At 74.3% G+C, this 26,124-nt stretch carries 24 protein-coding genes and 1 pseudogene; 19 read left to right on the top strand and 6 right to left on the bottom strand.

What is annotated here, in order from left to right; translation table 11 throughout:
• The first annotated feature begins 96 nt into the window (after positions 1 to 96).
• Positions 97 to 3,000 (top strand): hypothetical protein, encoded by a 2,904-nt coding sequence (locus ACH47X_RS05290; RefSeq protein WP_397402105.1) that lies wholly within the window; start codon positions 97 to 99, stop codon positions 2,998 to 3,000.
• Here the strand turns inward: ACH47X_RS05290 and ACH47X_RS05285 are convergent.
• Positions 2,975 to 3,694 carry a sigma-70 family RNA polymerase sigma factor gene (locus ACH47X_RS05285; RefSeq protein WP_084800666.1) on the bottom strand — a complete coding sequence of 240 codons (720 nt, stop codon included), beginning with the start codon at positions 3,692 to 3,694 and terminating at the stop codon, positions 2,975 to 2,977. The two genes, ACH47X_RS05290 and ACH47X_RS05285, sit on opposite strands and share 26 nt — an antisense overlap.
• A 191-nt stretch (positions 3,695 to 3,885) precedes the next feature.
• Here ACH47X_RS05285 and ACH47X_RS05280 point away from each other — a divergent pair, with 191 nt between their 5' ends.
• Both ACH47X_RS05280 and ACH47X_RS05275 read left to right on the top strand, forming a co-directional pair.
• On the top strand, positions 3,886 to 4,965 hold the full coding sequence (locus ACH47X_RS05280; RefSeq protein ID WP_397402103.1) for a DNA polymerase IV: 1,080 nt from the start codon (positions 3,886 to 3,888) through the stop codon (positions 4,963 to 4,965).
• Between the two features lie 25 nt (positions 4,966 to 4,990).
• On the top strand, positions 4,991 to 5,818 hold the full coding sequence (locus ACH47X_RS05275; protein WP_397402101.1) for a TrmH family RNA methyltransferase: 828 nt from the start codon (positions 4,991 to 4,993) through the stop codon (positions 5,816 to 5,818).
• A gap of 34 nt (positions 5,819 to 5,852) precedes the next feature.
• On the opposite strand, the gene ACH47X_RS05270 is transcribed toward ACH47X_RS05275, so the two are convergent.
• On the bottom strand, positions 5,853 to 6,668 hold the full coding sequence (locus ACH47X_RS05270) for an MHYT domain-containing protein (RefSeq protein ID WP_397402099.1): 816 nt from the start codon (positions 6,666 to 6,668) through the stop codon (positions 5,853 to 5,855).
• Between the two features lie 294 nt (positions 6,669 to 6,962).
• Here ACH47X_RS05270 and ACH47X_RS05265 point away from each other — a divergent pair, with 294 nt between their 5' ends.
• Complete coding sequence (locus tag ACH47X_RS05265) at positions 6,963 to 7,940, top strand: siderophore-interacting protein (RefSeq protein WP_397402097.1); 978 nt, start codon at positions 6,963 to 6,965, stop codon at positions 7,938 to 7,940.
• A 61-nt stretch (positions 7,941 to 8,001) separates the two neighbouring features.
• On the opposite strand, the gene ACH47X_RS05260 is transcribed toward ACH47X_RS05265, so the two are convergent.
• From ACH47X_RS05260 to ACH47X_RS05250, 3 genes are read right to left on the bottom strand one after another with little or no spacing between them, the layout of a single operon-like run.
• The gene (locus ACH47X_RS05260) at positions 8,002 to 8,580 is read right to left on the bottom strand and encodes a YbaK/EbsC family protein (protein WP_397402095.1); all 579 of its coding nucleotides are present in this window, start codon (positions 8,578 to 8,580) and stop codon (positions 8,002 to 8,004) included.
• Positions 8,577 to 9,113: a YbhB/YbcL family Raf kinase inhibitor-like protein gene (locus ACH47X_RS05255; RefSeq protein ID WP_142034392.1), complete on the bottom strand. Its 537-nt coding sequence runs from the start codon at positions 9,111 to 9,113 to the stop codon at positions 8,577 to 8,579. The genes ACH47X_RS05260 and ACH47X_RS05255 overlap by 4 nt, the downstream gene beginning before the upstream one ends.
• Before the next feature lie 13 nt (positions 9,114 to 9,126).
• Positions 9,127 to 9,756, bottom strand: coding sequence for a QsdR family transcriptional regulator (locus tag ACH47X_RS05250; protein ID WP_397402092.1), 630 nt, complete (start codon positions 9,754 to 9,756; stop codon positions 9,127 to 9,129).
• 160 nt (positions 9,757 to 9,916) lie between these two features.
• Here ACH47X_RS05250 and ACH47X_RS05245 point away from each other — a divergent pair, with 160 nt between their 5' ends.
• The 12 genes and pseudogenes from ACH47X_RS05245 (at position 9,917) to ACH47X_RS05190 (ending at position 22,014) form a co-directional block, all read left to right on the top strand.
• Positions 9,917 to 10,696, top strand: a complete 780-nt coding sequence (locus ACH47X_RS05245) for an SDR family oxidoreductase (protein WP_397402090.1) — start codon at positions 9,917 to 9,919, stop codon at positions 10,694 to 10,696.
• Positions 10,697 to 10,737: 41 nt separating this feature from the next.
• Positions 10,738 to 11,364, top strand: coding sequence for a TetR/AcrR family transcriptional regulator (locus tag ACH47X_RS05240; RefSeq protein ID WP_397402088.1), 627 nt, complete (start codon positions 10,738 to 10,740; stop codon positions 11,362 to 11,364).
• Entirely contained in the window at positions 11,361 to 12,401 is a 1,041-nt protein-coding gene (locus ACH47X_RS05235; protein WP_397402086.1) for an NADPH:quinone oxidoreductase family protein, read from the top strand. Before ACH47X_RS05240 ends, ACH47X_RS05235 begins: the two co-directional genes overlap by 4 nt.
• Complete coding sequence (locus ACH47X_RS05230) at positions 12,398 to 13,156, top strand: glucose 1-dehydrogenase (RefSeq protein ID WP_397402084.1); 759 nt, start codon at positions 12,398 to 12,400, stop codon at positions 13,154 to 13,156. Before ACH47X_RS05235 ends, ACH47X_RS05230 begins: the two co-directional genes overlap by 4 nt.
• A 96-nt stretch (positions 13,157 to 13,252) precedes the next feature.
• On the top strand, positions 13,253 to 13,999 hold the full coding sequence (locus tag ACH47X_RS05225; RefSeq protein ID WP_397402082.1) for an ABC transporter ATP-binding protein: 747 nt from the start codon (positions 13,253 to 13,255) through the stop codon (positions 13,997 to 13,999).
• A pseudogene (locus ACH47X_RS05220) lies at positions 13,996 to 14,505 on the top strand (ABC transporter ATP-binding protein); the annotation flags it as partial. The gene ACH47X_RS05225 and the pseudogene ACH47X_RS05220, both read left to right, overlap by 4 nt.
• A 234-nt stretch (positions 14,506 to 14,739) precedes the next feature.
• Complete coding sequence (locus tag ACH47X_RS05215; protein WP_397402078.1) at positions 14,740 to 15,618, top strand: branched-chain amino acid ABC transporter permease; 879 nt, start codon at positions 14,740 to 14,742, stop codon at positions 15,616 to 15,618.
• Complete coding sequence (locus tag ACH47X_RS05210; protein WP_397402076.1) at positions 15,615 to 16,649, top strand: branched-chain amino acid ABC transporter permease; 1,035 nt, start codon at positions 15,615 to 15,617, stop codon at positions 16,647 to 16,649. Before ACH47X_RS05215 ends, ACH47X_RS05210 begins: the two co-directional genes overlap by 4 nt.
• 11 nt (positions 16,650 to 16,660) lie before the next feature.
• Complete coding sequence (locus ACH47X_RS05205; protein ID WP_397402073.1) at positions 16,661 to 17,938, top strand: ABC transporter substrate-binding protein; 1,278 nt, start codon at positions 16,661 to 16,663, stop codon at positions 17,936 to 17,938.
• Between the two features lie 37 nt (positions 17,939 to 17,975).
• Entirely contained in the window at positions 17,976 to 19,067 is a 1,092-nt protein-coding gene (locus ACH47X_RS05200) for a phosphotransferase family protein (protein ID WP_397402071.1), read from the top strand.
• On the top strand, positions 19,067 to 20,359 hold the full coding sequence (locus ACH47X_RS05195; RefSeq protein ID WP_397402069.1) for an acyl-CoA dehydrogenase family protein: 1,293 nt from the start codon (positions 19,067 to 19,069) through the stop codon (positions 20,357 to 20,359). The genes ACH47X_RS05200 and ACH47X_RS05195 overlap by 1 nt, the downstream gene beginning before the upstream one ends.
• Entirely contained in the window at positions 20,356 to 22,014 is a 1,659-nt protein-coding gene (locus tag ACH47X_RS05190; RefSeq protein WP_397402067.1) for an AMP-binding protein, read from the top strand. Before ACH47X_RS05195 ends, ACH47X_RS05190 begins: the two co-directional genes overlap by 4 nt.
• Here the strand turns inward: ACH47X_RS05190 and ACH47X_RS05185 are convergent.
• Complete coding sequence (locus ACH47X_RS05185; RefSeq protein WP_397402065.1) at positions 21,983 to 22,420, bottom strand: acyl-CoA thioesterase; 438 nt, start codon at positions 22,418 to 22,420, stop codon at positions 21,983 to 21,985. The two genes, ACH47X_RS05190 and ACH47X_RS05185, sit on opposite strands and share 32 nt — an antisense overlap.
• Positions 22,421 to 22,515: 95 nt before the next feature.
• Here ACH47X_RS05185 and ACH47X_RS05180 point away from each other — a divergent pair, with 95 nt between their 5' ends.
• The 3 genes from ACH47X_RS05180 to ACH47X_RS05170 are packed head-to-tail and all read left to right on the top strand — an operon-like array spanning position 22,516 to position 26,089.
• Positions 22,516 to 23,727 carry an acyl-CoA dehydrogenase family protein gene (locus tag ACH47X_RS05180; protein ID WP_397402063.1) on the top strand — a complete coding sequence of 404 codons (1,212 nt, stop codon included), beginning with the start codon at positions 22,516 to 22,518 and terminating at the stop codon, positions 23,725 to 23,727.
• A gap of 41 nt (positions 23,728 to 23,768) precedes the next feature.
• A complete protein-coding gene (locus ACH47X_RS05175) occupies positions 23,769 to 24,992 on the top strand; it encodes an acetyl-CoA C-acetyltransferase (protein WP_397402061.1) in 1,224 nt (407 codons plus the stop codon).
• On the top strand, positions 24,992 to 26,089 hold the full coding sequence (locus tag ACH47X_RS05170) for an alcohol dehydrogenase catalytic domain-containing protein (protein WP_397402059.1): 1,098 nt from the start codon (positions 24,992 to 24,994) through the stop codon (positions 26,087 to 26,089). The genes ACH47X_RS05175 and ACH47X_RS05170 overlap by 1 nt, the downstream gene beginning before the upstream one ends.
• The last annotated feature ends 35 nt before the right edge of the window (positions 26,090 to 26,124 follow it).

The raw sequence follows: 26,124 nt of genomic DNA, 5'->3' as shown, positions 1-26,124 counted from the left end.
CGGCCCGGCCGGATCCCGCGCGACTTCCGCGGGATCCGGCCGCTCTCGCGCGTGGCGGCATGCGCGCCGCCGCAGGTCCGCCCTAGTTTTGGCGGTATGGACAGCGAGCCCGCAAGCCCGCCCCGTACGCCGCGGCCTGCAGCGGAGCAGGAGCCGGGACCCAGCATCCTCGAGCTCCGGATCCACGGCATCGCGAACACCCCTCCGCACGGCACGCTCGGCCTGCGCCGCGACGAGGTGACCCAGTCAGGCGGCGACGGCCTGGGCAGCTTCTGGGTGCCGACGCCGGCCGCCGAGGCACGCGGCCGGTCGCTCCCGCCGGGCGACGTGCACGCGATCCGCGCCGGCGTGCGCCGCGAGGCCTACTCCTGGGGCGCGATGGCGCGGCTCGGCGGCCTCCCGTTCGGCGGCGTGCTGGGCTTCGTGGGCACGGTCGCGGTGCGCCTGCTGTGGGCGGCCATGGTCCCGTTCGGCCTGGTGAACGCCGCGTACTGGGCCCGCCGCATCCCAGCCCCCGACCCGGCCGCGCACCGCCGGACGCCGCCCGCCGGCCAGACGGGCCCCGGCCCCGGCCTGCGCCCGGAGGCGACCGCCGCCCTGACCCGGGTGTTCTCCCTGGGCCTGACGCTGCTGTTCGTCTCGGCCGTGGCGACGGTCGCGCTGTCGGTGATCGGCACGCGCTGCATCGGGCTGGCCACCCCGGGCCCCGACTCGGTGGTCCCGGTCTGCGCCCGCATCCCGAGTGCGCTGTACGGCCTGGCGCGGCTCGACGTCGGCGACCGCCTGGCGCTGCTGTCCCTGGCCCCGGTGCTGCTGGTCGCGATCCTGGTGGCGGTGGCGCACAGCGGCCAGGTGCGGTTCGAGTCCAAGTTCTCCGTGATGCGGGCGGGCCGCACCGTGCCGCCGTCGGGCCCGGTTCTGCACCGCGCGGGCTTCTGGTCGCAGCGCTCCGGCTCGGGTTTGCTGTGGGCACATCTGGGCGCGGCGCTCGCCCTGACGGGCCAGTACCTCACCTGGACCCGCTACGCCGACGCCGGCCTGCCGGCCCCCGCGCTCCCGGTCGCCGCCCTCGTCGTCCTGCTGTGCGCCGGCCTGTTCGTCGCCCTGCGCACCGACGACGACGGCGTCCAGGCCGTCACCCCGCGCTGGAAGGCCCGGGCCGGTCTGGCCGTGTTCGCAGCGGGGCTGCTGGTCTGGCTGCTGGCGTGCGCCGCCTGTCTCGCCGGGCCGCAGCCGGAGACGATGCCCGCCCTGATCGGCCTCGACCTGGTGCCCGCGCTGCTCGGCGTCGGCCTGGGCGGTATCGCCGCGACGGGGCTCGCGTGGCGCACCACGCGCGGCACCTGGGGCGTGGCCGCGTGGTCGGCGGTGCCGGTGGTCGCCACGGCGTGCGTGGGCGTGGTCCTGGTCACCGAGCCGGGTCCCGGCCTGCGCCACCTGCTCGTCGCGGTGGCGCTGCTCGCCGTGCTGAGCCCGGTCGTGGTGGTGCTGGCGGCGATGGTGCTGCGCCGTCGGGCCACCGAGGGCTGGAACGGGGCCGGACCGGGCGTGTTCCTGCTGGTCTCCGTCGCGGCGGCGACCGTCTACTCCAGCCTGCTCGTGCTGGGCGTGCAGTGGGTGCTGCGCTACGGCGAGCGCGCCACGACGCCGCAGCCGCTCGGGGACGGCCTGGTCGGCGTCGACCGCACCGTGCCGGACCCCGACCTCGTGCGGGTGCCGCCCGTCTACACCGAGTTCGGCACCACGTCGGTGGTCATCGCGCTGGTGTTCCTGGTGCTCCTGGTCGTGGCGGCCGCCGGGCCGTACGTCATCGACACCCTCCGGTCCCGCACGCTGTGGATCCCGGGCGCGCCCCGCACGCTCGGGCCGCCGTACGGCCCGGCCGCGCCGGCCTGGCGCGCCGTCGCCGAGGCCCCGGACCCCGACGGCGGCGCCAACCCGGTGCTGGAACGCGTGCTGCGCGGCCGGCAGGTCGCGGCCATGTCGCACCGGGTCGAGCTCGCCGCCGGCGCCCTGGCCGCCGCGTGCTACGTCGCGGCCCTGTTCTCCCACATCCCCCTGCTCGCCCAGCACGACGGCACCGGCGTCGTCCGGGTGCCGTCCTGGCTGTCGTCGCTCGCGGTGCCGGCCCTCGGCGTGCTCGCGGCGACGCTGGTGGTCGGCGCCCTGGCGGGCGCCTCGGGCGGGGTGCCCGGACGCCCGTGGGGCCTGCTGTGGGACCTGATGTGCTTCCTGCCGCGCAGCGCCCACCCGTTCGGCCCGCCCAGCTACGCCGAGCGCGTGGTGCCCGAGGTGCGCTCACGGGTCGACGCCTGGCTGACCGCCGCCGACATCGCCGACGACGCCGAGCGGGCCCGCGTGGCGCCCACGCGCCGGGTGGTGCTGTCCGCGCACTCGATGGGTGGCGTGCTGGCGGCCGCGGTGATCCTGATCCGGGCGGGCAACCCCGTGACCGACACCGCACCAGACGCCGCGGACGGCTGCCTCGGCCTCCTGACCTACGGCGTGCAGCTGCGCCCGTTCTTCGGCCGGTTCTTCCCGGACCTCCTGGGCCCGACGGCGACCGGCGGGCCGCCCTGCACCGGACCGGCCTGGTCGGCCGACCCGTGGGGCGGGCAGGTCAGGGCCGCTGCCGCGGAGGGTTCCGGACCCGGGGCGGCTCCGGCGGCGCCGTTGACGCCGGAGGGCCCCGAGCCCGGTTCGGGGGAACAGGTCACGCTGATGTCACTGCTGACCTGCGGTGCGAAGCCCGCGTGGGTGAACCTGTGGCGGCGCACCGACTTCCTGGGCTTCCCGGTACTTGGCTACGGGGTGAACGAGGTCGATCGCGGGGCGGAGGAGATGGACCGGTCGGCCTATCTCTTCGCCGTGGCGACGCACTCGGGCTATCCGGCCTCCTGGGCGTACCACGAGGCGCTCGAGGAGGTCCTTGCGCGGCTGACGCCGGCCGGGCAGTCGGGTGCCCAGCCGGCGGTCACGCAGCGAGGGGAGCCGGGCTGACGACGTCGCGCAGCCGGGCCAGCGCGGACTCGAGGATCTGCGCCACGCGCTCCTTGGTCACACCGAGGCGGCGGCTGATCTCGTCGATGGTCCGCGTGGTGCCGTCCACGAGGCCGAAGTGCATCTCCAGGACGCGCGCCTCGACGGCGTCCAGGCGGGCCACGGCCTGCCGGACCCGGCGGCGCAGCATGCTCTGCTCGGGGGTGGGCCGGCTCGTGCTCGGGCTCTCGGCCTGCTCCGCGGCGGCTACCGCGCGGACGATCGAGCGGCGGACCCAGCGGTGGGCGTACGCGGCGAACGTGCCGTGCGCGGGGTCGTACGAGTCGGCGGCGCGGACCAGGCCGACGTTCCCCTCCTGCACGAGATCCATGAACGGCAGACGGCCCGCGTAGGAGCCGGCGATGGCCGGGACGAGGCGGAGGTGGGCGAGGACGAGACGCTCCTTTGCGTATTGCCCGTCCTTGACCCTGGCCTCGAGCTGTGCGCGCAGGCTGGGGGAGACCGCGGTGGCGTCGAGGGTGCGCGCGGCGTCCGCTCCGGCGATGGCTCGCTCGAGGAGGGACTCCAGCTGCGCGTCGTCCAGCGACGGCGTGCGCTCGATCATTGCCGCGTAGGACTGCGGCAACGCCGGGTGCGGGGCCGGTTCCTTGCCGCGGCGCGAGCGGGGGGACCGGGAGTTCCTGGTAGTTCTCATCGCAGCTCTCCTCTTGAGTGAGACGAACTTTCCTTGCCCCGGAGCATATGGAGTCTTGGGGCCCTGAGGGAAGCGGGGAGAGTTTCGCTGTGAGAGATAACGGGACGGTAACGGTGTGCCAGCCGGGCGGTGCGCGGCAACGAGCGTTCCAAGCGCAGGACAGCCCGGGCCTGCTCCGCGAGACTCGTGCCATGGGCCCGCGCGCCTTCCGCTGGGTGTTGCACGTCGACCTCGACCAGTTCCTGGTCGCGGTCGAGGTCCTGCGGCGCCCTGAGCTCGCCGGGCGACAGGTCGTCGTGGGCGGTCGCGGCGACCCGACGGAACGGGCGGTGGTCTCGACCGCGTCGTACGAGGCGCGGGAGCTCGGCGTCTCCTCGGGCATGCCGCTGCGCGTCGCCGCCCGCAAGGCGCCGGACGCGATCATCCTGCCCGTCGACCACGAGACCTACCTCGAGGCCTCCGGGCGCGTGATGGACACCCTCCGCGGGCTCGGCGCGGTGGTCGAGGTGCTCGGCTGGGACGAGGCGTTCCTCGGCTGCGACGCGGACGACCCGGAGGCGGTGGCCCGCCGGGTGCAGCAGGCGGTCCTCGACGCCACCGGCCTGCACTGCTCGGTCGGCATCGGTGACAACAAGATCCGCGCGAAGATCGCCACCGGGTTCGGCAAGCCCGCGGGCGTCTTCCGCCTCACCGGGCAGACCTGGTCCGCGGTGATGGGTGGGCGGCCCACCATCGACCTGTGGGGAGTCGGCCCCAAGGTGTCCAGGCGCCTCGCGGCCCACGGCATCCGTACGGTCGCGGACCTGGCCGCGGCCGACGCCGGGCTGCTGGCCGCCGAGTTCGGGCCACGCATGGGCGCCTGGTACGGCGAGCTGGGCCGGGGACACGGCTCCGCCGTCGTCGACGACACGCCCTGGGTCGCCCGCGGGCACAGCCGCGAGACCACCTACCAGCGCAACCTCACCACGCCCGAGCAGGTGGAGGCCGCGCTGCGGGACCTGGTCGCGCAGGTGCACGCCGACACCGAGGCGGAGGGCCGACCGGTCTTCCGGGTCGGCCTCAAGGTGCGCTACGCGCCCTTCCTCACCAGGGACCGCTCGAAGAAGCTCCCGGCCCCGACACGGTCGCTGGCGGAGCTGACCGCCGCCGTCCTCGCCCTCGCCGAGGGCATGGAACCCGGCCGCGAGGTGCGCCTGCTCGGCGTCCGCGCCGAGATGGTGATGCCCGACGGCGACGCGAAGGAGCACACCCCCGTCCGCGGGCGGATCTGACCGGGGTATCAGCGAGAATGGTTCGGTGACCACCCTCGACGTCGTCCGCATCGACGACCCCGCCGACGAGCGCCTGGCCGACTACAACAGCCTCACGGACGTGGTCCTGCGCTCCAAGCACGAGCCGGCCAAGGGCCTGTACATCGCCGAGAGCTCCACGGTGATCCGGCGGGCGCTCGCGGCAGGGCACCGGCCGCGCTCGTTCCTCATGGCGCCCAAGTGGCTCGACACGATGAGCGACCTGATCACGGCCAGCGGCGCCCCGGTCTACGTCGCCGAGGAGCCGCTGCTCAAGGAGATCACCGGCTTCCACCTGCACCGGGGCGCGCTGGCCGCGATGCACCGGCCGCCGCTGCCGAGCGTGCACGAGCTGCTCGCGAACGCCCGCGGCGGGGCCGGCGCCCGCCGCGTGGCGGTGCTGGAGGACGTCGTCGACCACACCAACGTGGGTGCCGCCTTCCGGAGCGCCGCGGCCCTCGGCGTGGATGCGGTGCTCGTCTCCCCGCGTTGCTCCGACCCGCTCTACCGGCGGTCGGTGCGCGTGTCGATGGGCACCGTGTTCCAGGTGCCGTGGACCCGGGTCGAGGAGTGGCCCGCGGGGCTGCACGGGCTGCAGGAGGACGGGTTCACGGTCGCGGCGCTCGCGCTGACCGACGACTCGATCACGCTCGACGAGCTCGTGGCGAACCCGCCGGAGAAGCTCGCCCTGGTGCTCGGCACCGAGGGGGACGGCCTCACGAAGGGCGCGGTCGAGGCCGCCGACCTGGTGGTGCGCATCCCGATGGCGGGCGACGTCGACTCGCTCAACGTCGCCGCGGCGTCGGCCGTCGCGTTCTGGGCCACGCGGGTCTGACGCCGGGCGCGCCGCGCCGGCGTCAGACGCCGCGTCACAGCAGCTGGGACCGCCGGGCCGCCGCGTTCTCGCGCTGGAGCTCGTCCTGCCGGCCCTGCCAGCCCTTGAACTTCTCCTGGGCCTCCATCTCCTGGGGGCTGGGTGCGAGCCCCACCACCAGGAGCATCATGATCGTGCTGATCGTGACGCCGATGATGAGCGGGCCGAGCAGCGCGCCCACCCCGATGCCCGAGGTGACCTGGACGATCGCCTCCGTCTCCTCCGCGCGCATCGCCGCCATGCCGGTGTAGTGCATGCCGGAGACCGCGATGCCCATGACGACCGTGGCGATGGCGCCCGCGGCGACGGTGTGCACCTTGGCGGAGAGCCACAGCGCCGCGGTCGCCGCGACGACGGCGATGATCACGGAGAGCACGACGGTGAGCGTGTCGTAGGTGATCTCGACGCCCACGTGCAGGGCGCGCATGCCGAGGTAGTGCATGGCGGCGATGCCGAGCCCGGTGACCAGGCCACCGGCCAGCAGCGCGATCGGCCCGACGCCGGCGGCGCGCACGATGAACAGGCCGAGGCCCACGACGACGATGGCGAGCAGGCCGCTGGCGAACGTCAGGGGCACGTCGAACCGGGTCTCGGTGCCGCGCACGTAGAACCCGAGCATGGCCACGAAGTGCATGGTCCAGATGCCGGTGCCGCCGATGGAGATCGCGCCGAGCCCGAGCCACATCTTGCTGGCGAAGCCGTGGGCGACGCGCGCGCGGGCGGTGCAGGTCAGGCCGACGGCGCAGCCGGCGCACGAGAGCAGGAACGAGAGGATGGGTGTGACCCAGCCGAGCGCGAAATGGTCGATCATGATGTCGTTCTCCAGCGAATGCAGGGGTGTCTGGGGTGATGATCCATTCGCTGACCGGGGGGACGTCGAAGCGGTTCGGATCGTCGCCAAGTTAGCCCGTCTATGCGTTGACATGCACCGTTTGTGCAGGGCGAATTTTCTGGGGGAGGGGGTGATCTTCTCGCGCCCGGACACGCCGCCTTCCGTCCTGTCCTCCTGGCTGCCCAGCCCCGTGCCGGCGGTGTGACGCACGCCCCGTCCCGCGTTCCGGAAGGGGTGGCACAGGCCGGGCAAAGTTAGGTTAGGCTCACCGTCGTGACCACCAAGACCGAGGGGCTCGACGTCAAGCCCTCGCGAATGTTCGATGTCCAGGTCGCGCGCGTGACGCGCCTGTGCCCGTCCTTCGTTCGCTTCACCTTCACGGGGCCGGACCTGGACAAGTTCGCGGACAACGGCCGCGACCAGCGCATCAAGCTGCTGCTCCCGTCGCCCCAGGGCGGCTGGGACGCGCTGCGCCGCGACGACCCCGACTGGTACGCCGCCTGGCGCATGCTCCCCGACGAGCACCGCAACCCGATGCGCACCTACACGGTCCGCACGGTGCGCCAGAACCTACGCGAGGTCGACGTCGACGTCGTCATGCACGGTGACACCGGGCCGGCGTCGCGCTGGGCGCTCAACGCGGCCGCCGGCGACCCGCTGGTCATCATGGGCCCCAACGCCGAGTACGACGGCATCCATGGGGGCGTGGAGTTCGCGCCGCCGACGTCGAGCCACGCGCTGCTGCTGGCCGGCGACGAGACCGCGGTGCCCGCCATCGCCGCGATCTGCGAGTCCCTGCCCGCGGACGCCGTGGGCGAGGTCTTCCTGGAGGTGCCGCACCCCGAGGACGGCTGGCAGCTCGGCGCGCCCGAGGGCGTGCGCGTGCACTGGCTGGCCCGCGACGGCCGCGAGCACGGCGACGTGCTGGTCCCGGCCGTCCAGGCCGCCGCCGACCGGCTGCTCGCCATGGGCGTGCGCCCGTCGTCGGACACCGCGCCGGCGCTGACCGCCGCCGGGGTCGACCTGTCGGGCGAGGTGGACGACGTCGACATCGACACCGGCATCCTGTGGGAGGTGCCGATCGACGAGTCGGGCCGCCCCCTGGCGCAGGACACCGTGCTGTACGCCTGGCTCGCCGGCGAGGCCGGCGTCATCAAGACGCTGCGCCGCTACCTGGTGAACGAGTGCCAGGTGGACCGCAAGTCCGTCGCGTTCATGGGTTACTGGCGCAAGGGCCGCGCGGAGAACTGACCGCGGTGCCCACCGCCTCGCGAAGCGCGTCGACCCCGCCGGGGCCGACGCGCTTCGTCGTTCAGCGGCTGACGCCCAGCTCCTCGATCACCTCGGCGCCCGGTAGGGCGCAGAGCAGCGGGCCCGGCATGAGCAGCTTGGAGCGCCGCACGCCCGACCCCATCAGCGCCATGGTGCCGTCCTGCGTGAACCGGGAGTCCACCAGCACGCGGTAGTCCTCGGGCAGGCCGACCGGTGTGATGCCGCCGTACTCCATGCCGGAGTCGGCCACCGCGCGCTCGGTCGGCAGGAACGACGCCTTGCGGACGTCGAGCAGCTTGCGCACGCGCTTGTTGACGTCGGCGAACGTGCTGGCGGGCACCACGCACGCCGCGATGCGCTCCTCCTCGGCCCGCTTGCCGGCCACCAGCACGCAGTTGGCCGAGGCCTCCGGCGGCAGGCCGTGCAGCTCGTTGAGCGTGGCGGTGTCGGCGTGCTCGGGGTCGATCTCGGTGACGGCGACCTGCCCGACGACCCGCGGGTCCGCCCCGGCCCAGGCGGTCAGCGCCGCGAGCACGGGCTCGGCGAGCAGCTCCGGGTGCTCCAGCGCGGGGACCCAGGCCAGGTCGCCCAGGGTCGGCAGGGTGGTGTTGCCGCTCATCGGCTGTACGTCGCCGTGAGCGTGGCGCGGCCGAGCAGGTGGAAGTAGATGTTGAACGCCACCTGCGCGTTGGTGTTGTCCGGGCCCAGGCCGAGCTCGCCCGGGGCCACGTCGAGCGCGTGCACGGCGAAGATGTAGCGGTGCGGGTGGTCGCCGGGCGGCGGGCCGGCGCCCTCGAACCCCGGGGTGTGGCCGTCGCTGTGGGTCTGGAACGCCCCGGCGGGCAGGCCCGAGCCGTCGGGGGCGCCCGCTCCGGTCTCCAGCGACGTGACGTCGGCCGGCAGGTCGGCGACGGTCCAGTGGTGGTAGCCCATCGGCGTCGGCGCGTCGGGGTCGTAGCAGGTCACGACGAACGACCGGGTTCCCGCGGGAAAGCCGCTCCACTCCAGCGCGGGCGAGATGTTCCGGTCGTGCGCGGCGTGGGCGTCCGGCATGCGCTCGCCGTCGGTCAGGTCGCTGCTCTTGACCGAGAACACCGCGGGCGCGGGCAGGAGCGAGTAGGGGTCGGGCGGGTAGGGACGTGTGAAATCCATGGGGTTCACTCTGTCAGGTCACCCTGAGCAGATGGCGGAACGCCGTGCGGGCGCGCGCCGGGCTGGGCTCGTCGCCGGTGATGAGGTCGGCGTACGTGAGCGACTCCGAGACCCGCACCAGCAGGTACGCGAGCTCCTCGGGGGTGATGGTGCCGTCGAAGGGCTCGGTGCCCAGGTCGCGGACCACCAGCCACTCGACGGTGGCGACGAACCGGCGCTGGATGGGGCTGTCCGCGGTGGTGAGCAGACGCAGCGAGCGGGCCGGCTCGCGGCTCAGGAAAGCGCGGAAGTAGTCGGCCACGATCAGGTCGCGGGCGAACGTCGTCAGCAGCCCGGCGAGCCGCTCGGCGCCGGTCAGGTGCTCGTTGGCGTGCTCGGCCTGCACCAGCGTGGGCACGGCGAGCGACCACAGCACCTCGGACAGCAGGGCGTCGCGGTTGCCGACCCAGCGGAACACCGACGTCCGGTCGACGCCGAGCTGCGTGGCCAGGGGGCCCATGTCGATGCGGTAGCCCTCGATGAAGGTGTCCCGCGCCAGGTCGAGCACGCGCTGCGCCTCGGGGTGCGTGGCCAGCCGGGCGGACAGGCGGCTCGGCGCCGCGTCGAGCCCCACCGTCGCGATGCTCGACGTCGTGGTCGTCATCAGGTCATCCAACCGCTACCCGGGGCCGCTGTGCAACACAATGCAGAATGATGCATACGGGACATCCGTCTCCGCTCAGCACTCTATCGCCGGGCCGTGCGGGCGTGCTACGGTCCCCATGCAAACCGACCAGACGGTATGTCGAGGTGTGGAGGTACGCGTGGCAGACGACGACGTCGCCCCCGGGCGCAGGTTCGACGGCCGGGTCGCGCTCGTGACGGGCGCGAGCCGGGGGATCGGCCTCGCGATCGCCCGCCGTGTCGTGGCGGAGGGCGGCCGGGTGGTCATCACCGGCCGCGACCCCGGGACCCTGGACGAGGCCGTGGCCGGGCTCGGCCCGGACCGTGCGCTGGGCGTCGCGGGCAAGGCGGACGACGCCGCGCACCGTGCCGCCGCGATCGCCCGCGCCGTGGAGCGGTTCGGGCGGCTGGACCACCTGGTGAACAACGCCGGGATCAACCCCGCCTACGGGCCGCTGGCGCACGTGGAGACGGGCGTGGCCCGCAAGATCCTCGAGGTGAACGTGATCGCCGCGCTGGAGTGGACCCGCGAGGCGGTCGCTGCCGCGGGCTCCACGCCCGCCGGGCTGCGCTCGGTCGTGAACATGGCGTCGCTGGCGGGCACGACGTCGGCGTCGAACATCGGGTTCTACGGCGTCTCCAAGGCCGCCCTGATCAACCTGACGGTCCAGCTCGCCGACGAGCTCGCCCCGGCCACGCGCGTCAACGCGCTCGCGCCCGCCGTCGTGCGCACGAGGCTGGCGCGCGCCCTGTACGAGGGCCGCGAGGAGGAGGCCGCCCGCGCGTACCCGCTGCGGCGGCTCGGGGAGCCGGACGACGTGGCGGGCCCCGCCGCCTTCCTCCTGTCCGACGACGCCGCCTGGGTCACCGGGCAGACCCTCCTGGTCGACGGCGGGGCGAGCGTGCGGGCGGCCTGGTGAGCCGCGCGGCCGTGGCGGCGGCGACGGTGAAGGATGTGGCCATGCGCACCACGAACGTCCACGACCAGGTCCTGCGGGCCGCCCTCGACCTGTTCGCCACCCAGGGCTACGCCACCACGAGCGTCCAGGAGATCGTCGCGGCTGCGGGCGTCACCAAGGGGGCGATGTACCACTACTTCGCGTCCAAGGACGACCTGCTGTTCGCCATCTACGAGCGGATGCTGTCGCTCCAGAAGGCCCGTCTCGACCGGCTCGTGGCGGAGGGCGCCGCGCGGGGCGACGGCGTCGAGGACGTGCTGCGCGCCGTCTGCGAGGACGTGGTGACCACCTCGATCGAGCTGCTGGCCGAGGGCACCGTGTACACGCGCAGCCAGCACATGCTCGCGCCGGAGCGGCAGGCGGAGGTCAAGCGCCGCCGCCGGGCCTATCACGACGACTTCCAGGCCCTGCTGGAGCGCGGCATCACGGAGGGGGTGTTCCGCGACGACGTGCCCCCGGCGGTGCTCATCGCGCACTTCTTCTCGGACGTGCACTACCTGCCCCAGTGGTACTCGCCCGCCGGGCCCGAGACCACCGCCGAGCTGGCCGAGCAGCTCACCGAGCTGTTCCTGCGCGGCATCCGCGCGGAGCGACCAGCGACGAACCCATCTGGAGGACGAGCGAAGTGAACCTACCCACGGCGACGAAGGCGTGGCACGTGGTCTCCCACGGGGAGCCCGAGCGGGTGCTGGAGCTGCACGACGTCCCGGTGCCGGAGCCCGGCCCGGGCGAGGTGCTGGTGCGGGTCCGCGCCGTCGCGGTGAACTTCCCCGACGTGCTGCTGGCCCGCGGCGAGTACCAGGAACGGCCCGAGCTGCCGTTCGTCCCCGGCATCGAGCTGTGCGGTGACGTCGTCGCGCTCGGCCCCGGCGTGACCGAGGGGGAGCGCGTGCGGGTGGGCGACCGCGTCGTCGGCTCGAAGATCGGGGTGCTGGCGCGGTACGCGACGGTGCCGGTGCAGGCGGTGCACCCGGCGCCGTCGGCCCTGGACGACGCCCAGGCCGCCGCGCTGACGATCGCGTACCAGACGGCGTGGTTCGGGCTGCACCGGCGGGCCGGGCTGCGCGCGGGCGAGACGCTGCTGGTCCACGCCGCCGCGGGCGGCGTGGGCACGGCCGCGTGCCAGCTCGGCAAGGCCGCCGGAGCCCGCGTGGTCGGGGTCGTGGGCAGCGCCGCGAAGGTGGCGGCGGCCCGCGCCGCGGGCGCGGAGGAGGTGTTCCTGCGCGGCGACGACTGGGTCGGCGCCCTGCGCCGCCCGGGCGTGGACGTGGTGTTCGACCCGGTGGGCGGCGACTCGTTCGAGCGCTCCACGCGCTGCCTGGCGTTCGAGGGCCGGCTCGTGGTGGTCGGGTTCGCCGGCGGGCGGACGCCGACGGTGCGGGCCGACCTCGCGCTCGTGAAGAACTACTCGGTGCTCGGCCTGCACTGGGCCCTCTACCAGCAGCGCCGTCCCGACCTGGTGGACGCCGCGCACGTCGAGCTGGAGCGGCTCGCCGCGGACGGCGTGCTGCGGCCGGTGCTGGACGACGTGGTCGGGTTCGACCAGGCGCCCGCCGCGGTGGCGCGGCTGGCCGCCGGGGCGACGACGGGCCGCCTCGTGGTCCGGGTGGCCGACGACGCCGTGGTCGGCGCGGGCAGCGGCCCGGACCGGGAGGCGGGTGCATGACCGGCGAGGAGGCGGCGCGCCTGCACGACCTGACCGGCCGCGTGGCCCTGGTGACCGGAGCGGCCCGTGGCATCGGCGCGGCGTACGTGCGGATCCTGCACGACGCCGGGGCGCACGTCGTGATCACCGACGTGCTGGAGGCCGAGGGCCGGGCGCTGGCCGGCGAGCTGGGGGAGCGGGCCCGGTTCGCGCACCTGGACGTGACCGACGAGGACGCCTGGGAACGCGTCGTGGGTGGGGTGACGGGCGAGCTCGGGGGCGTGGACGTGCTGGTCAACAACGCGGGTATCGCGAACGCCGCCCCGATCGAGCACTTCACGCTCGCCAAGTGGAACGCCGTCATGGCGGTCAACGCCACGGGCGTGTTCCTGGGCTGCCGCGCGGTGGTGCCCGTGATGAAGGCCGCCGGGCGGGGCTCGATCATCAACGTCTCCTCGGTCGAGGGGCTGCGCGGCAGCCGCAGCCTGCACGGGTACACCGCCTCCAAGTTCGCGGTGCGGGGCCTGACCAAGTCGCTCGCCGTCGAGCTCGGCCCCGCCGGGATCCGGGTCAACTCGGTGCACCCCGGCCTGGTGCTGACCGAGATGAGCACGCGCATCGACCCGGAGGCGCTGATCATCCCGCTCGGCCGCCCGGGCGTGCCCGCCGACCTGGCCGGGACCGTTCTCTTCCTCGCGAGCGAGGCGTCGGCCTGGATCACCGGCCAGGAGATCGTGGTCGACGGCGGCATGACGAGCGGGATCCCGCACCGGTAGACCCGCGGCCGGCCGGTCGCGGGCGCACCCCGTCCCCAACAAACCGGCCGGTCGGTTTCTCTTGCCCACCCACCCATCCGACACGACGAGGTGCCGATGACGACGACGAGCAGCACAGCAGACCCGCCCCGGCTGGAGGTGTCGGGGCTCACGGTGACGTTCGGGGGCCTGACCGCCCTGAGCGACGTGTCCTTCTCCGTGGCCGACGGCGAGACCGTCGCGCTGATCGGCCCCAACGGCGCGGGCAAGACCACGGTCTTCAACGCCGTGTGCGGCCTGGTGCGCGCCCGGCGCGGCCGGGTCCGGGTGGACGGGCGGCCCGCGCCGTCGTCCGCCACCGCGCTGGTGGGAGCCGGGATCTCCCGGACCCTGCAGGGGCTGGGGCTCTTCGACCGCCTCACCGTGCTGGAGAACGTGCTCGTGCCGCTGACGGGTGTGCGGCCGTCTCCCGGGCCCGACGCGGCCCACGCGACGCTCGACGCGCTCGGCCTGGGGGCGCTGGCCGGTGTCCCCGCCGGGACCCTGCCCTACCCCGAGCGCAAGCGCGTGGCGCTGGCCCGGGCGCTGGTCACCCGGCCCCGGCTGCTGCTCCTGGACGAACCCGCAGGCGGGCTCGGGGCCGCCGACATCGACCGCCTCGCGGGGACCGTGCGCGACGTGGCCGGGACGGGGTGCTCCGTGCTGCTCGTCGAGCACCACGTCGACTTCGTGGCGGACGTCGCCGACCGCGTGGTGGTGCTCGACTTCGGGCACGTGATCGCGTGCGGCACCCCCGAGCAGGTGCGCCGGGACCCGGCCGTCGAGGAGGCCTACCTCGGGGTGCCGGCGGGGGAGAGCGCATGAGCACCCTGACGATCGAGCGGCTCACCGTCGGCTACGGCGACGGCGCCCCCGTGCTCGACGGACTCGACCTGACCGTGCCCGACGGCGACGTCGTCGCGCTGCTCGGCGCCAACGGCGCGGGCAAGACCACGCTGCTCCGGGCCCTGCTGGGCCTGACCTCCGCCCGTGGCGGGCGGGTGCTGCTCGACGGCGCCGACCTGACCGGCCTGCCCACCGAGGACCGCGTGCGCCGCGGGCTCGCGCTCGTGCCCGAGGGGCGTGGCGTCGTGGCGGAGCTGACCGTCGCGGAGAACCTGCGCCTCGGGGCGCTGTGGAGATACGCGGGACGGAAGCACGCCCGCGTCGAGCGCGACGCCGCCGTCGGGCAGATGTACGAGCTGTTCGAGCCCCTGGCGCGACGCCGCGACGCCCCTGGCCACACCCTGTCCGGCGGCGAGCGGCAGATGCTCGCGCTCGCCCGGGCCCTGGTCGCCCGGCCCGGCGTCCTGCTGCTCGACGAACCCTCCCTCGGGCTCGCCCCGCTCGTGGTCGCCCAGCTGCTCGGCGTGCTCCGCGACCAGGCCCGCTCCACCGGGCTCACCGTGCTCCTGGCCGAGCAGAACGTCACCGGCGCGCTGTCGGTGGCCGACCGCGGCGTCGTCCTGTCCCTCGGCGAGGTCGTCGCCGACCGCCCGGCCGCCGACCTGGCCGCCGACCCCGCGCTGCGCCACGCCTACCTGGGTTTCTGAGAGGAGTTCCGCATGGAGAGACTTGTGTTCCTCCTGTCGACCGGGCTGGCGCGCGGCGCCGTGCTCGCGCTGTTCGCGCTGTCGCTCGTGATCGTCTACCGCGCCGCGCGCGTGGTGAACTTCGCGCAGGCCGCCCTGGCGATCGTGCCCGTGTACGTCGCCGTCGCGGTCACGTCCGCCACCGGCTCGTACTGGCTCGGGCTCGCGTGCGCCCTGACCACCGGCGCGCTGCTCGGCGCCGTCGTCGAGCGCGGGCTCATGCGCCGCGTGCCCCAGGACAACCCGCTGGCCGGCATCATCGTGGCGATCGGCCTGGTCATGGTGCTGCAAGCCGGGCTCGCGATCGCCTTCGGCCCCGACCACCGCCCCGTGCACGCACCGTTCTCGCAACGGCCGCTCGGCGTGGGCGGCGTCCCCCTGATGAGCCCCTACGACCTGTTCGTGCTCCTGGTCGCCGCCGTCGTCATGGGCGCGCTCGCGTGGCTGTTCGGCCGCACGTCGCTCGGCCTGCGGATGCGCGCCGCCGCCTTCGCGCCCGAGACCTCCCGGCTGCTCGGCGTGCGCGTTCCCCGCATGGTCACCCTCGGCTGGACCCTGTCCGTCGCGACGGCGGCGCTCGCCGCCCTGCTGCTCGTGCCCACCGGGCTCGGCCTGGACCCGCACGCCGCCGACGTGCTGTTCGTCAACGCCTTCGCCGCCGCCGTCATCGGCGGGCTGGACTCGCCCGTCGGGGCGCTCGCGGCCGGGCTGTCGGTCGGTGTCCTGGCGAGCCTGGTGACCGGGTACGCCTCGGCGGCCGCGGCGCCGCCCGCGGTGCTCGCCCTGCTCACGGTCGTGCTGCTCGTGCGCCCGCACGGGCTGTTCGCCGCCCGGGAGGCCCGGACCGCATGAGACTCCTGACCCGCGCCGCCCTGCTCACGCTGCTCGCCCTGGGCGCGACCTTCCTGCTCGACCCCTATCGCAACTACCAGCTCGCCACCGCGACCGGCACGTTCGTGGCCGTCGCCGGGCTCACCCTGCTGGTCGGGCTCACCGGCCAGCTCTCCCTGGGGCACGCCGTGCTCATGGCCGCCGGCGGCTACGGGTACGCACTGACCGCGACCTGGGTCGCCACCGCCGTCGAGGGCACCACCCTGGCCGACGGCGCGGGCGGCTGGCTGTTGCCGCTGCTCGCCGGGGTGGCCGGCGCCGTCGTCGTGGCCGGGCTGCTCGGCCTGCTGCTCGGGCTGGCCGCGGCGCGGCTGCGCGGCCCGTACCTGGCTGGCCTGACGCTCGCCCTGGTGATCGCGCTGCCCGCCGCTGCGAGCACCGTTCCCGGCCTGAACGGCGAGCAGGGCGTGCGCGCCCCGTTCGTCCCCGTGCCCGACCCGCTGGCCCTGCTCATCGCGACCGAGCAGTGGCACGCCTGGCTCGCGATCCTTGTCGCGGCCTGCGCCGTCACGCCCCTGGTCGCCCTGCGCTCGGGCCGGTCCGGCCTGCGCATGCGGGCGGTGCACGACGACGAGACGGCCGCCCGCCTGGCCGGCGTCGACCCCGGGCGGGTCAAGGCCGGGGCGTTCGTGCTCAGCTCGCTGGCCGCGGGCCTGGGCGGCGTGGCGCTCGCGATCGTCACCCAGCAGGTCAGCCCCGGCGCGTACGGGCTCGGGTTCTCGCTGCTGCTCGTGGTCGCCGCCGTCGTGGGCGGGCTCGGCTCGCTGGGCGGCGCCGCGATCGGCGCGGTCCTCGTGACCCTGCTGCCGTGGGTGGTCGACCAGGCGACGGCCGGGCTGCCCGCCGACCTCGGCCACCGGCTGCAGGGCAACCTCGAGATCGCGCTGTTCGGCGTCGTCGTCATCGTCGTGACCGTGCTCTGGCCGGGCGGGCTCGCCCGGCTGCTCCCTGATCGCAAGCCCCGTCCCAGCACGTCCTTTCCAACACAGTGAGGTGAACGGAAATGCGCACTGCTTCCCTGCTCAGCCCCCGCTCCGTGGGCACGGCCGCCGTCCTCGGGCTGACCGCCGCGGCGGCGCTGTCCGGCTGCTCGACGCCCGCGGCCGCCGAGGTACCCGGCGTCACCGAGGACACGGTGGTCATCGGCACCCACCAGCCCCTGACGGGCCCGGCCGCGGCCGGGTTCGCGTCGATCTCGGCGGCCACCGCGGCCTACTTCGAGTACGTCAACGCGAACGGCGGCATCCACGGCCGCCAGATCGAGTACGTCGTCAAGGACGACGGCTACAACCCGGCCAACACGCAGACCGTGGTGCGCGAGCTGGTCCAGGAGGACCGGGTCTTCGCCGTCGTGGGTGGCCTGGGCACGCCCACGCACTCCAGCGTGCTCGACTACCTGGACCAGAACGGGGTGCCCGACCTGTTCGTCGCCTCCGGATCCTTGACGTGGGACCAGCCTCAGGAGTACCCGTACACCTTCGGGTTCAACGCGGACTACGTGACCGAGGGCGCGGCGCTGGCGCAGTACGCGCTGGACACCGAGCCGGACGCCGTCGTCTGCGTGCTGGGGCAGGACGACGACTTCGGCGAGGGCATCCTCGCGGGTGTCGAGCTGGCCGTGGGGGAGGGCGAGGTGGCCACCCACCAGGTCTACTCGACGGCCGACCAGGACGTGACCGCGCAGATCGGGGCCATGAAGGAGGCGGGCTGCACGCACAACGTCCTGGGCACCATCAACGGCTTCACCGCCCTGGCGGTGGGCACCGCCGCGCAGATGGACTGGTTCCCGAGGTGGCACGTGTCCTCCTCGGGCGCCGACCACCCCACGCTCGTGGAGTACCTCGGCGACGACGTCGCCCCGGTGCTGGAGGGCCTCGTCTCGGTGAACTACCTGCCCAACAGCCCGTCGTCCGAGTGGTACGAGCTGTTCTCGCGGATCAACGACGAGTACAACGACGGCGCGCCCTACACCGGCAACACCACCTACGGCATGAGCGTGGGCTACCAGTTCGCCGAGGTGCTGGCCGCCGCCGGGCCCGAGCCGACACGGGAGTCGCTCGTGGCGGCCGTCGAGTCCGGCGACCTGGTGGGCAACGGCATCGCGCCGCTCACCTACTCCGCCGACGACCACTTCGCGCACCGCACCGTCCGCATCGCGGTGGTGACCGACGGCGTGCAGGACTTCACCGACGACGCCTACGAGGTGACCGAGACCGGCGCGGTGCCGGCCGAGCCCACGCAGGTGCCGCTGGAGAACGAGGGCATCCCGCTCACCGAGTGACCGGGAGCCGTCAGAACCACCGCACGAGAGGGGAACCATGACGCACGAACTTCCCGGCCTGGACGTGGCCGGCCTGGCCGCCTGGCTGGCCCGGGAGCACCCTGAGCTCGCCGGGCCGGGCTCCGGCCTGACCGCGACCCTGATCACCGGCGGGCGCAGCAACCTCACCTACCGGGTGGACGGCGCCGCCCGGCCGCTGGTGCTGCGCCGCCCGCCGCTGGGGCACGTGCTGTCCACCGCGCACGACATGCGGCGCGAGCACCGGGTCATCACCGCGCTGGCGGGGACGATCCCGGTGCCGCCCACCGTGACGGTGGTGGACGACACCGGGCCGGGAGAGGTCACGGGCACCGTGTTCTTCGTCATGGAGCACGTCGACGGCGCCGTCCTGGCCCGGCCCGAGCACAACGCCGCCTGGACCCCCGCGGGCCTGGGCGCGCTGTCCGTCGAGCTGGCCGAGGTGCTGGCCGACCTGCACGCCACCGACCCCGCGGCCGTCGGCCTGGCCGACTTCGGCCGGCCCGCCGGGTACCTGGCCCGCCAGCTCACGACCTGGCGGCGGCAGTACGACGCGTCGCGCTCGCGCCCCCAGCCGCTCCTGGACGGCCTCCAGGAGCGGCTGGGCGCCACGGTGCCCGACGACGGGGCGCGCACCGGCATCGTGCACGGCGACTACCGGCTCGACAACGTGCTGGTGGCCGGACCGCCCGCGGCGCCGCACGTCGCGGCGGTGCTGGACTGGGAGATGGCCACGCTCGGCGACCCGCTCGTGGACCTCGGGATGCTCGGCATGTACTGGGACATCCACGACCTGACGCAGGAGGCCGGCGTCGTCGGTGTCGCCGGGGCGATCGTGCCCGGCGCCGGCTACCCGGACTTCGCCGAGGTGATCGACTCCTACGCCGCCCGTGCCGGCACCGCCGTGCCGGACCTCGCCTGGTACCGGGCGTTCGCCTGCTACAAGCTCGCGGTCATCCTCGAGGGCATCCACTACCGGTACACCGGCGGCCAGACCGTCGGTGCCGGGTTCGACACGATCGGCGCCCTCGTGGAGCCGCTGGCCCGCGAGGGGCTGGCCCGGCTCGGCGCCTCACCCGGCGCCGGCGCGAGCGCGACAGGAGGAGCCTGATGGACTTCGCACCCGACGCGACCACGCGCGACATCACCGCCCGGGTCCGGGACTTCCTCGTGGACGAGGTGCTGCCCGCCGAGCCCGTGCTCGCCGCGCAGGTCGCGGCCACGCCCGAGGACTGGTCGTTCCGGCCCGTCGTCCGGCACCTGCAGGCCACCGCGAAGGAGCGGGGGCTGTGGAACCTGTTCCTGCCGCCGGGCGGCGCCGGCTCAGGCGGCCCGGCAACCGGACGCGGCGGCGGCCTGACCAACCTGCAGTACGCCCCCGTGGCCGAGCTGACGGGGTACAGCCCGAGGCTCGCGCCCGTCGCCCTGAACTGCGCCGCGCCGGACACCGGCAACATGGAGCTGCTCGCGCACTTCGCCACGCCCGAGCAGCGCGAACGCTGGCTCGACCCGCTGCTGGAGGGAACGCAGCGGTCGGCGTTCTGCATGACCGAGCCCGCCGTCGCGTCGTCGGACGCCATGAACATCGCCACGCGCATCGTGCGCGACGGCGACGAGTACGTGGTCACGGGCCGCAAGTGGTTCGCCACCGGCGCCATGAACCCGGACTGCGGGCTGCTGGTCGTGATGGGCAAGACCGACCCGGGCGCGCCCCGGCACCGGCAGCAGTCCATGGTGCTCGTGCCCCGCGACACCCCCGGCGTCACCCTGCTGCGCGGCCTGACCGTGCTGGGCTACGACGACCGCGACCACGGCGGCCACGCCGAGATCGTGTTCGACGACGTCCGCGTGCCCGCGTCCGCCCTGCTGGGCGGGGAGGGCGAGGGGTTCGCCATGGCCCAGGCGCGGCTCGGACCCGGCCGCATCCACCACTGCATGCGCGCGCTCGGCACGGCCGAGCGCGCCCTGGACCTGGTGCGCGAGCGCGCCGCCGAGCGGGTCGCGTTCGGCGGGCCGCTGGCCGACCAGGGCGTGGTCCGCGAGTGGGTCGCCACATCGCGCATCGAGATCGAGGCGCTGCGCCTGCTCGTGCTCAAGACCGCCTGGCTCATGGACACCGTCGGCAACAAGGCCGCCATGACCGAGATCCAGGCCATCAAGATCGCGGTACCCCGCGCCGTCGGGCAGATCCTGGACCGAGCCGTCCAGGTGTTCGGCGCCGCCGGTGTGTCCGGCGACCACCCCCTGGCCGAGCTGCTCGCCGGTGTGCGCACCCTGCGCCTGGCGGACGGGCCCGACGAGGTGCACCTCGCCTCGCTCGGCCGGGCCGAGCTCCGCCGACGCGCGCCCTACCTGGCGCGCGTCGTCCACCAACCGTCGACCGTCGAAGGAGACCCGACATGACCCACGCGCCCGCCGCCCCCGACCCGGCCGCGCCCGACCCCGCCGTCGACGGGCCCGGGTACGGCACCCTGTCCATCGCGAGCATGCTCGCCGAGACCGCCCGCCGGTACCCGGAGCGACCCGCGCTGTACTTCATGGGCCAGGCCACCACCTACGGCGACCTCTGGGCACAGACCCGCGCGTATGCGGGGGCGCTCGCGGCCCGGGGCATCGGGCCGGGCTCGCGCGTGGCGATGATCGTGCCGAACGTGCCCGACTTCGCGCGCGTCTACTACGCCACGCTCGCGCTCGGCTCCGTCGTGGTGCCGGTGCACCTGCTGTTCCGCACCGACGAGATCGAGTTCGTGCTGCGCGACGCCGGGGCCGACGTCGTCGTGGTCGCCGCCCCCATGCTGGCGGAGGCCGCGCCCGCGGCCGCGCGGGCCGAGGTGCCGCTGCTGACCGTGCTGCTGCCGGCGGACGCCGCCGCCGGCCTCGCCGAGCGGGGCACTCCGGTGGCGCGGCTCGAGGACGAGGCCGCCGTCGCGACGCCGATCGAGCGGCACACGGGCGTCAACCCCCTGGCCGCTGCCACGATCCTGTACACGAGCGGCACCACGGGCACCCCCAAGGGCGCCGTCGGGTCGCACCTGGCGATGGTCGAGCAGGTGCACTGCTCCCTGATCGACTCGTTCGACCTGCGGCCCGACGACGTCGTGTACGGCGGCCTGCCGTTCTTCCACTCGTTCGGGCAGATGGCGGTGCTGAACATGGCGTTCCGGCGCGGGGCGTCGATCGTGCTGCTGCCCCGGTTCGACCCGGACGAGGCCCTGGAGCTGCTGGTGGCGCACGGCGCGACCGTGTTCACGGCGGTGCCGACCAACTTCGCGGGCATGGTCGAGGCGGCCCGGCGCACCGCGGCGCGGCCCCCGCTGCGGTTCGCGGTCTCGGGCGGGGCGGCCCTGCCGGTCGCCCTGCTGGAGGCGTTCGAGGAGGCGTTCGGCGCGCAGGTGCACGAGGGCTACGGGCTGACCGAGACGTCGCCGTCGTGCACCTTCAACGTGACGTCCGAGCCCATCCGGCCCGGCACCGTCGGGCGGCCCATGTGGGGCGTCGACGTGGCCGTGGCCGTGGCCGAGGTGGAGGACCGGGTCGAGCTGCTGCCCGCCCCGGCACCGGGCTCGGCGGCCGGGGAGCAGAGCGACCTGGGCGAGATCGTGGTGCGCGGGCACAACCTGATGAAGGGGTACCTGGGGCGGCCCGACGCGTCGGCGGCGGCCGTCGTGGACGGCTGGTTCCGCACGGGCGACCTCGGCACCGTGGACGCCGACGGCATCGTGACGATCGTGGACCGCAAGAAGGACATGATCATCCGCAGCGGCTACAACGTGTATCCCACGGAGGTCGAGGCGGTGCTGGCCCGCTACCCGGGCGTCGCGCTGGCCGCGGTGTTCGGGGTGCCCGACGCCGCGCGCGGGCAGGAGGTGCACGCCGCCGTCGTGCCGTCGGACGGGGCGGAGGTGGACCCGGAGGCCGTGGTCGCGTACATGAAGGAGCACGTGGCGGCGTACAAGTACCCGCGGGTGGTGCACGTGTCGGCCGACCTGCCGCTGGGGCCGAGCGGCAAGGTGCTCAAGCGCGAGCTCACGGCCCGGCACTCGGCCCCGGCGGGGTGAAGCCCAGGTGCTCCTCGACTGCTGTGCGCACCCGATCCGGCACCGGGACGGGCCGGCGGGCAGCCTGGTCCACGAACACGTGCGTGAAGCTGCCCGTCGCGTACGCCTCGGCCCGGTCGGGCGCGCCCGCGCGCAGGATCGCCAGGTCCCAGGTCAGCGAGGTGTGCCCCAGCCGGCCGACGGCGACGTCGACCTCCAGCTCCTCGGGGAACGAGGCCGGGGCGAGGAACTCGCACGAGGAGGCACGGGCTAGCCCGATCACGGCGCCCGCGGGGTCCAGGTCGGTGTGCCTGATGAGCCAGGTGTTCACCGCCGTGTCCATGGCCTCGTAGTAGACGGTGTTGTTCATGTGGCCGTACTGGTCGTTGTCGTTCCAGCGCAGCGGGAAGGGGTGGCGATAGCCCATCGAGCCAGCGTAGACCGACCCCAGGGGGTCGGTGCAACAAATCCACGAATGATGCATACTGGACATGCATCAGATCGACGACGATCGGAGGACCGATGACGCTCGTACCCGAGCCACCCGCCGCTGACCCGAGCACGGACCTGCTGGAGGCGGACTTCTACGCGTTCCAGGACCTGCTCACCCCGGCCGAGCAGAAGAAGGCCCTGGCCGTCCGGGAGTTCATGGAGCGCGAGGTGCGTCCCATCGCGGACGACTACTGGGAGCGCGCCGAGTGCCCCGTGCACCTGTTCAAGCCCTACGCGCAGCTCGGCACCATCGGTTCGGGCTGGGCCGAGACGCAGGGGGAGGAGACCTCGGCCGTGTTCCGCGGCTGGGTCGGCATGGAGACGGCGCGCGTCGACTCGTCGTTCTGCACCTTCATCGGTGTCTCCGGCGGCCTGGCGATGACGTCGATCGGCGTCGGCGGCAGTGCCGAGCAGCGCGCGAAGTGGCTCCCGCCCATGGCGGCCGGCGACCTGATCGGCGCGTTCGGGCTCACCGAGCCCCTGGCCGGCTCCGACACCGCCAAGGGCCTGCGCACCACGGCCACCCGCACGGGCGACACCTGGGTGATCAACGGCGCCAAGCGCTGGATCGGCAACGCCACGTTCGCCGACGTCGTCGTCATCTGGGCCAAGGACACCGCCGACGACCAGGTCAAGGGCTTCCTGGTGCGCAAGGGCACACCCGGCTTCACCGCCACCAAGATCGAGCGCAAGCAGTCCCTGCGCATCGTGCAGAACGCCGACATCGTGCTCGACGACGTGCGGGTCGACGAGGCCGACCGGTTGCAGGGTATCGACAGCTTCCGCGACGTCGCCAAGGTGCTCCGTATCACGCGCGACGGCGTGTCCTGGCAGGCGCTCGGCACCATGATCGGCGCCTACGAGGCCGCCGTGGCCTACACCAGGCACCGCGAGCAGTTCGGCAACCCGATCGCCAGCTACCAGCTGATCCAGGACAAGCTCGCGACGGCGTACGCGAACGTCACCGCGAGCTTCGCCATGTGCGTGCGCGTGGCCCAGCTCCAGGACCTCGGCACCCAGAAGGACGCCCACGCCGCGATGGCCAAGGCGTTCGTCACCACCCGGATGCGCGAGACCGTCGCGCTGTGCCGGGAGGCGTGCGGCGGCAACGGGATCACACTGGACCACGGCGTGGCCCGGTTCTTCGCCGACGCCGAGGCCGTCTACACGTTCGAGGGCACCAAGGACATGAACCAGCTCATCGTGGGCCGGGCGATCACCGGACACGCGGCGTTCGTCTGAGGGCAGCCCACCGACCTGGCTCACCGGCTCAAGGAGGAGTTATGACCGAGGCGTACATCGTCGCCACCGCGCGCTCGCCCATCGGGCGCGCCCACAAGGGGTCGCTCAAGGACGTCCGTCCCGATGACCTCGCGGCGCAGATGGTGCGGGCCGCCGTCGACCAGGTGCCCGGCCTGGACCCGGCGCGCATCGACGACCTGCTGCTGGGCTGCGGCCTGCCCGGTGGCAAGCAGGGCATGAACCTGGCCCGCATCGTCGCCGTGCTGTGCGGCTGGGACATGGTGCCCGGCGCGACCGTCACGCGGTACTGCAGCTCCAGCCTGCAGACCACCCGCATGGCCTTCCATGCCATCAAGGCGGGGGAGGGCGACGTGTTCGTCTCGGCGGGCGTCGAGTCGGTCAGCTCGTTCGCCACCGGGTCGAGCGACCACATCCCCGGCGTGGACCTGCACAACCCGGTCTTCGCCGACGCCCTGGCCCGCACCGAGAAGCGCGCCGGGGCCGGCACCGGGCTGTGGACCGACCCGCGGCTGGAGGGCGCGCTGCCCGACGCGTACATCGCCATGGGCCAGACGGCGGAGAACGTCGCGGCCCTGCGCGACGTGACCCGCGCCGAGCAGGACGAGTTCGCCGCCCGCAGCCAGCAGCGCGCCCAGGCCGCCATCGCGTCCGGCTTCTGGGCCCGGGACATCACGCCGGTCACCCTGCCCGACGGCACGGTCCTCGCCGCCGACGACGGCCCGCGCCCCGGCACCACCGTGGAGACCCTGGCGGCGCTGGAGCCGGTGTTCCGCCCCGACGGCACCGTCACCGCGGGCAACGCCTGCCCCCTGAACGACGGTGCGGCCGCGGTCGTGATCGTCTCCGGCCGCGTGGTCGAGGAGCTGGGGCTGACCCCGCTGGCCCGCATCGTGTCGACCGGCGTGAGCGGGCTGTCCCCGGAGATCATGGGCCTCGGCCCCGTCGAGGCCAGCCGGCAGGCCCTGCGCCGGGCCGGGCTCACGGTCGACGACATGGACCGCGTGGAGATCAACGAGGCGTTCGCCGCGCAGGTCATCCCGTCGGCGCGGGAGCTCGGCGTCGAGCCGGAGCGGCTGAACGTCAACGGCGGCGCCATCGCCGTGGGGCACCCGTTCGGCATGACCGGCGCGCGCATCACCTCCACCCTGATCAACGCGCTCGCGGACGCCGGGGGCCAGTACGGCCTGGAGACGATGTGCGTGGGCGGCGGCCAGGGCATGGCGATGGTGCTGGAGAAGCTCTGATGCGGATCACCGGCGCGGTGCTGGAGCGCTGCGGAGCGCCCGCGCCCTACGCGGAGTCCCGGCCGGTCACGGTCGGCCCGCTGGAGCTCGACCCGCCCGGCGAGGGCGAGGTGCTGGTGCGGATCGAGGCCGCGGGGCTGTGCCACTCCGACCTGTCGGTCGTGGACGGCAACCGGGCCCGGCCCGTGCCGATGCTGCTCGGCCACGAAGCCGCCGGGATCGTGGAGGCGACCGGCCCGGGTGCGCGCCTCGCCGCCGGGCAGCGGGTGGTCATGACGTTCCTGCCGCGGTGCGGCCAGTGCGCGCCGTGCGGTACCGACGGGCGGCTGCCGTGCGTCGTGGGGTCGGCGGCCAACGCGGCCGGGACGCTCGTGGGTGGTGGGCGGCGGCTGACTCGCGCTGGCCAGGAGGTGCACCACCACCTCGGGGTGAGCGCGTTCGCGACCCACGCCGTGGTCTCCGAGACCTCCGTGGTGCCGGTGGACCACGACGTCCCGCCCGACGTCGCCGCACTGCTGGGGTGTGCGGTGCTGACCGGCGGCGGTGCCGTCGTGAACGCCGGGCGGCCCGCGCTTGGCGACCGGGTCGCCGTCGTCGGGCTGGGCGGCGTCGGCATGGCGGCGCTCCTGGTGGCGGTCGCGCTGGGGCACGAGGTCGTGGGCGTCGACGCCGTGCCCACCAAGCTCGACCTGGCGCGGGAGCTCGGCGCGGCCCTCGCGGTCGGGCCGCAGGAGGCCGCCGACCAGGGGCTGCGCGCCCCCGTGGTGATCGAGGCCGCCGGCTCGGCCCGTGCCTTCGAGACCGCCTACGCCCTGACGGCCCCGGGCGGCACCACCGTCACGGTCGGCCTGCCGCACCCCGACGCCCGGGCGAGCCTCTCGCCGCTCAGCCTGACCGCCGAGGCCCGCACCGTGGTGGGCTCGTACCTCGGCTCGGCCGTGCCGGGCCGCGACATCCCGCGGTACGTGGAGCTGTGGCGGGCCGGCCGGCTGCCGCTGGACCGCCTGGTCTCCGACCGCATCACCCTTCCCGACCTGCCCGTCGCGCTCGACCGCCTCGCCTCCGGCGCGGCGCTGCGGCAGCTCGTGATGTTCTGAGATGTTCTGACCCTGGGCGTCCCACGACGACGTCC

It is taken from the genome of Promicromonospora kroppenstedtii (genome assembly GCF_044389675.1).
GTDB classification, from domain to species: Bacteria; Actinomycetota; Actinomycetes; order Actinomycetales; family Cellulomonadaceae; genus Promicromonospora; species Promicromonospora kroppenstedtii.
This window is presented reverse-complemented; position numbering and strand designations above follow the sequence as displayed.

Bases quoted from the DNA above. Each gene is read 5' to 3' on its own strand.
- ACH47X_RS05290 (WP_397402105.1), top strand. From the start codon at position 97: ATGGACAGCGAGCCCGCAAGCCCGCCCCGTACGCCGCGGCCTGCAGCG.
- ACH47X_RS05285 (WP_084800666.1), bottom strand. From the start codon at position 3,694: ATGAGAACTACCAGGAACTCCCGGTCCCCCCGCTCGCGCCGCGGCAAG.
- ACH47X_RS05280 (WP_397402103.1), top strand. From the start codon at position 3,886: ATGGGCCCGCGCGCCTTCCGCTGGGTGTTGCACGTCGACCTCGACCAG.
- ACH47X_RS05270 (WP_397402099.1), bottom strand. From the start codon at position 6,668: ATGATCGACCATTTCGCGCTCGGCTGGGTCACACCCATCCTCTCGTTC.
- ACH47X_RS05260 (WP_397402095.1), bottom strand. From the start codon at position 8,580: ATGAGCGGCAACACCACCCTGCCGACCCTGGGCGACCTGGCCTGGGTC.
- ACH47X_RS05255 (WP_142034392.1), bottom strand. From the start codon at position 9,113: ATGGATTTCACACGTCCCTACCCGCCCGACCCCTACTCGCTCCTGCCC.
- ACH47X_RS05250 (WP_397402092.1), bottom strand. From the start codon at position 9,756: ATGACGACCACGACGTCGAGCATCGCGACGGTGGGGCTCGACGCGGCG.
- ACH47X_RS05240 (WP_397402088.1), top strand. From the start codon at position 10,738: ATGCGCACCACGAACGTCCACGACCAGGTCCTGCGGGCCGCCCTCGAC.
- ACH47X_RS05230 (WP_397402084.1), top strand. From the start codon at position 12,398: ATGACCGGCGAGGAGGCGGCGCGCCTGCACGACCTGACCGGCCGCGTG.
- ACH47X_RS05225 (WP_397402082.1), top strand. From the start codon at position 13,253: ATGACGACGACGAGCAGCACAGCAGACCCGCCCCGGCTGGAGGTGTCG.
- ACH47X_RS05215 (WP_397402078.1), top strand. From the start codon at position 14,740: ATGGAGAGACTTGTGTTCCTCCTGTCGACCGGGCTGGCGCGCGGCGCC.
- ACH47X_RS05210 (WP_397402076.1), top strand. From the start codon at position 15,615: ATGAGACTCCTGACCCGCGCCGCCCTGCTCACGCTGCTCGCCCTGGGC.
- ACH47X_RS05205 (WP_397402073.1), top strand. From the start codon at position 16,661: ATGCGCACTGCTTCCCTGCTCAGCCCCCGCTCCGTGGGCACGGCCGCC.
- ACH47X_RS05200 (WP_397402071.1), top strand. From the start codon at position 17,976: ATGACGCACGAACTTCCCGGCCTGGACGTGGCCGGCCTGGCCGCCTGG.
- ACH47X_RS05195 (WP_397402069.1), top strand. From the start codon at position 19,067: ATGGACTTCGCACCCGACGCGACCACGCGCGACATCACCGCCCGGGTC.
- ACH47X_RS05190 (WP_397402067.1), top strand. From the start codon at position 20,356: ATGACCCACGCGCCCGCCGCCCCCGACCCGGCCGCGCCCGACCCCGCC.
- ACH47X_RS05185 (WP_397402065.1), bottom strand. From the start codon at position 22,420: ATGGGCTATCGCCACCCCTTCCCGCTGCGCTGGAACGACAACGACCAG.
- ACH47X_RS05180 (WP_397402063.1), top strand. From the start codon at position 22,516: ATGACGCTCGTACCCGAGCCACCCGCCGCTGACCCGAGCACGGACCTG.
- ACH47X_RS05175 (WP_397402061.1), top strand. From the start codon at position 23,769: ATGACCGAGGCGTACATCGTCGCCACCGCGCGCTCGCCCATCGGGCGC.
- ACH47X_RS05170 (WP_397402059.1), top strand. From the start codon at position 24,992: ATGCGGATCACCGGCGCGGTGCTGGAGCGCTGCGGAGCGCCCGCGCCC.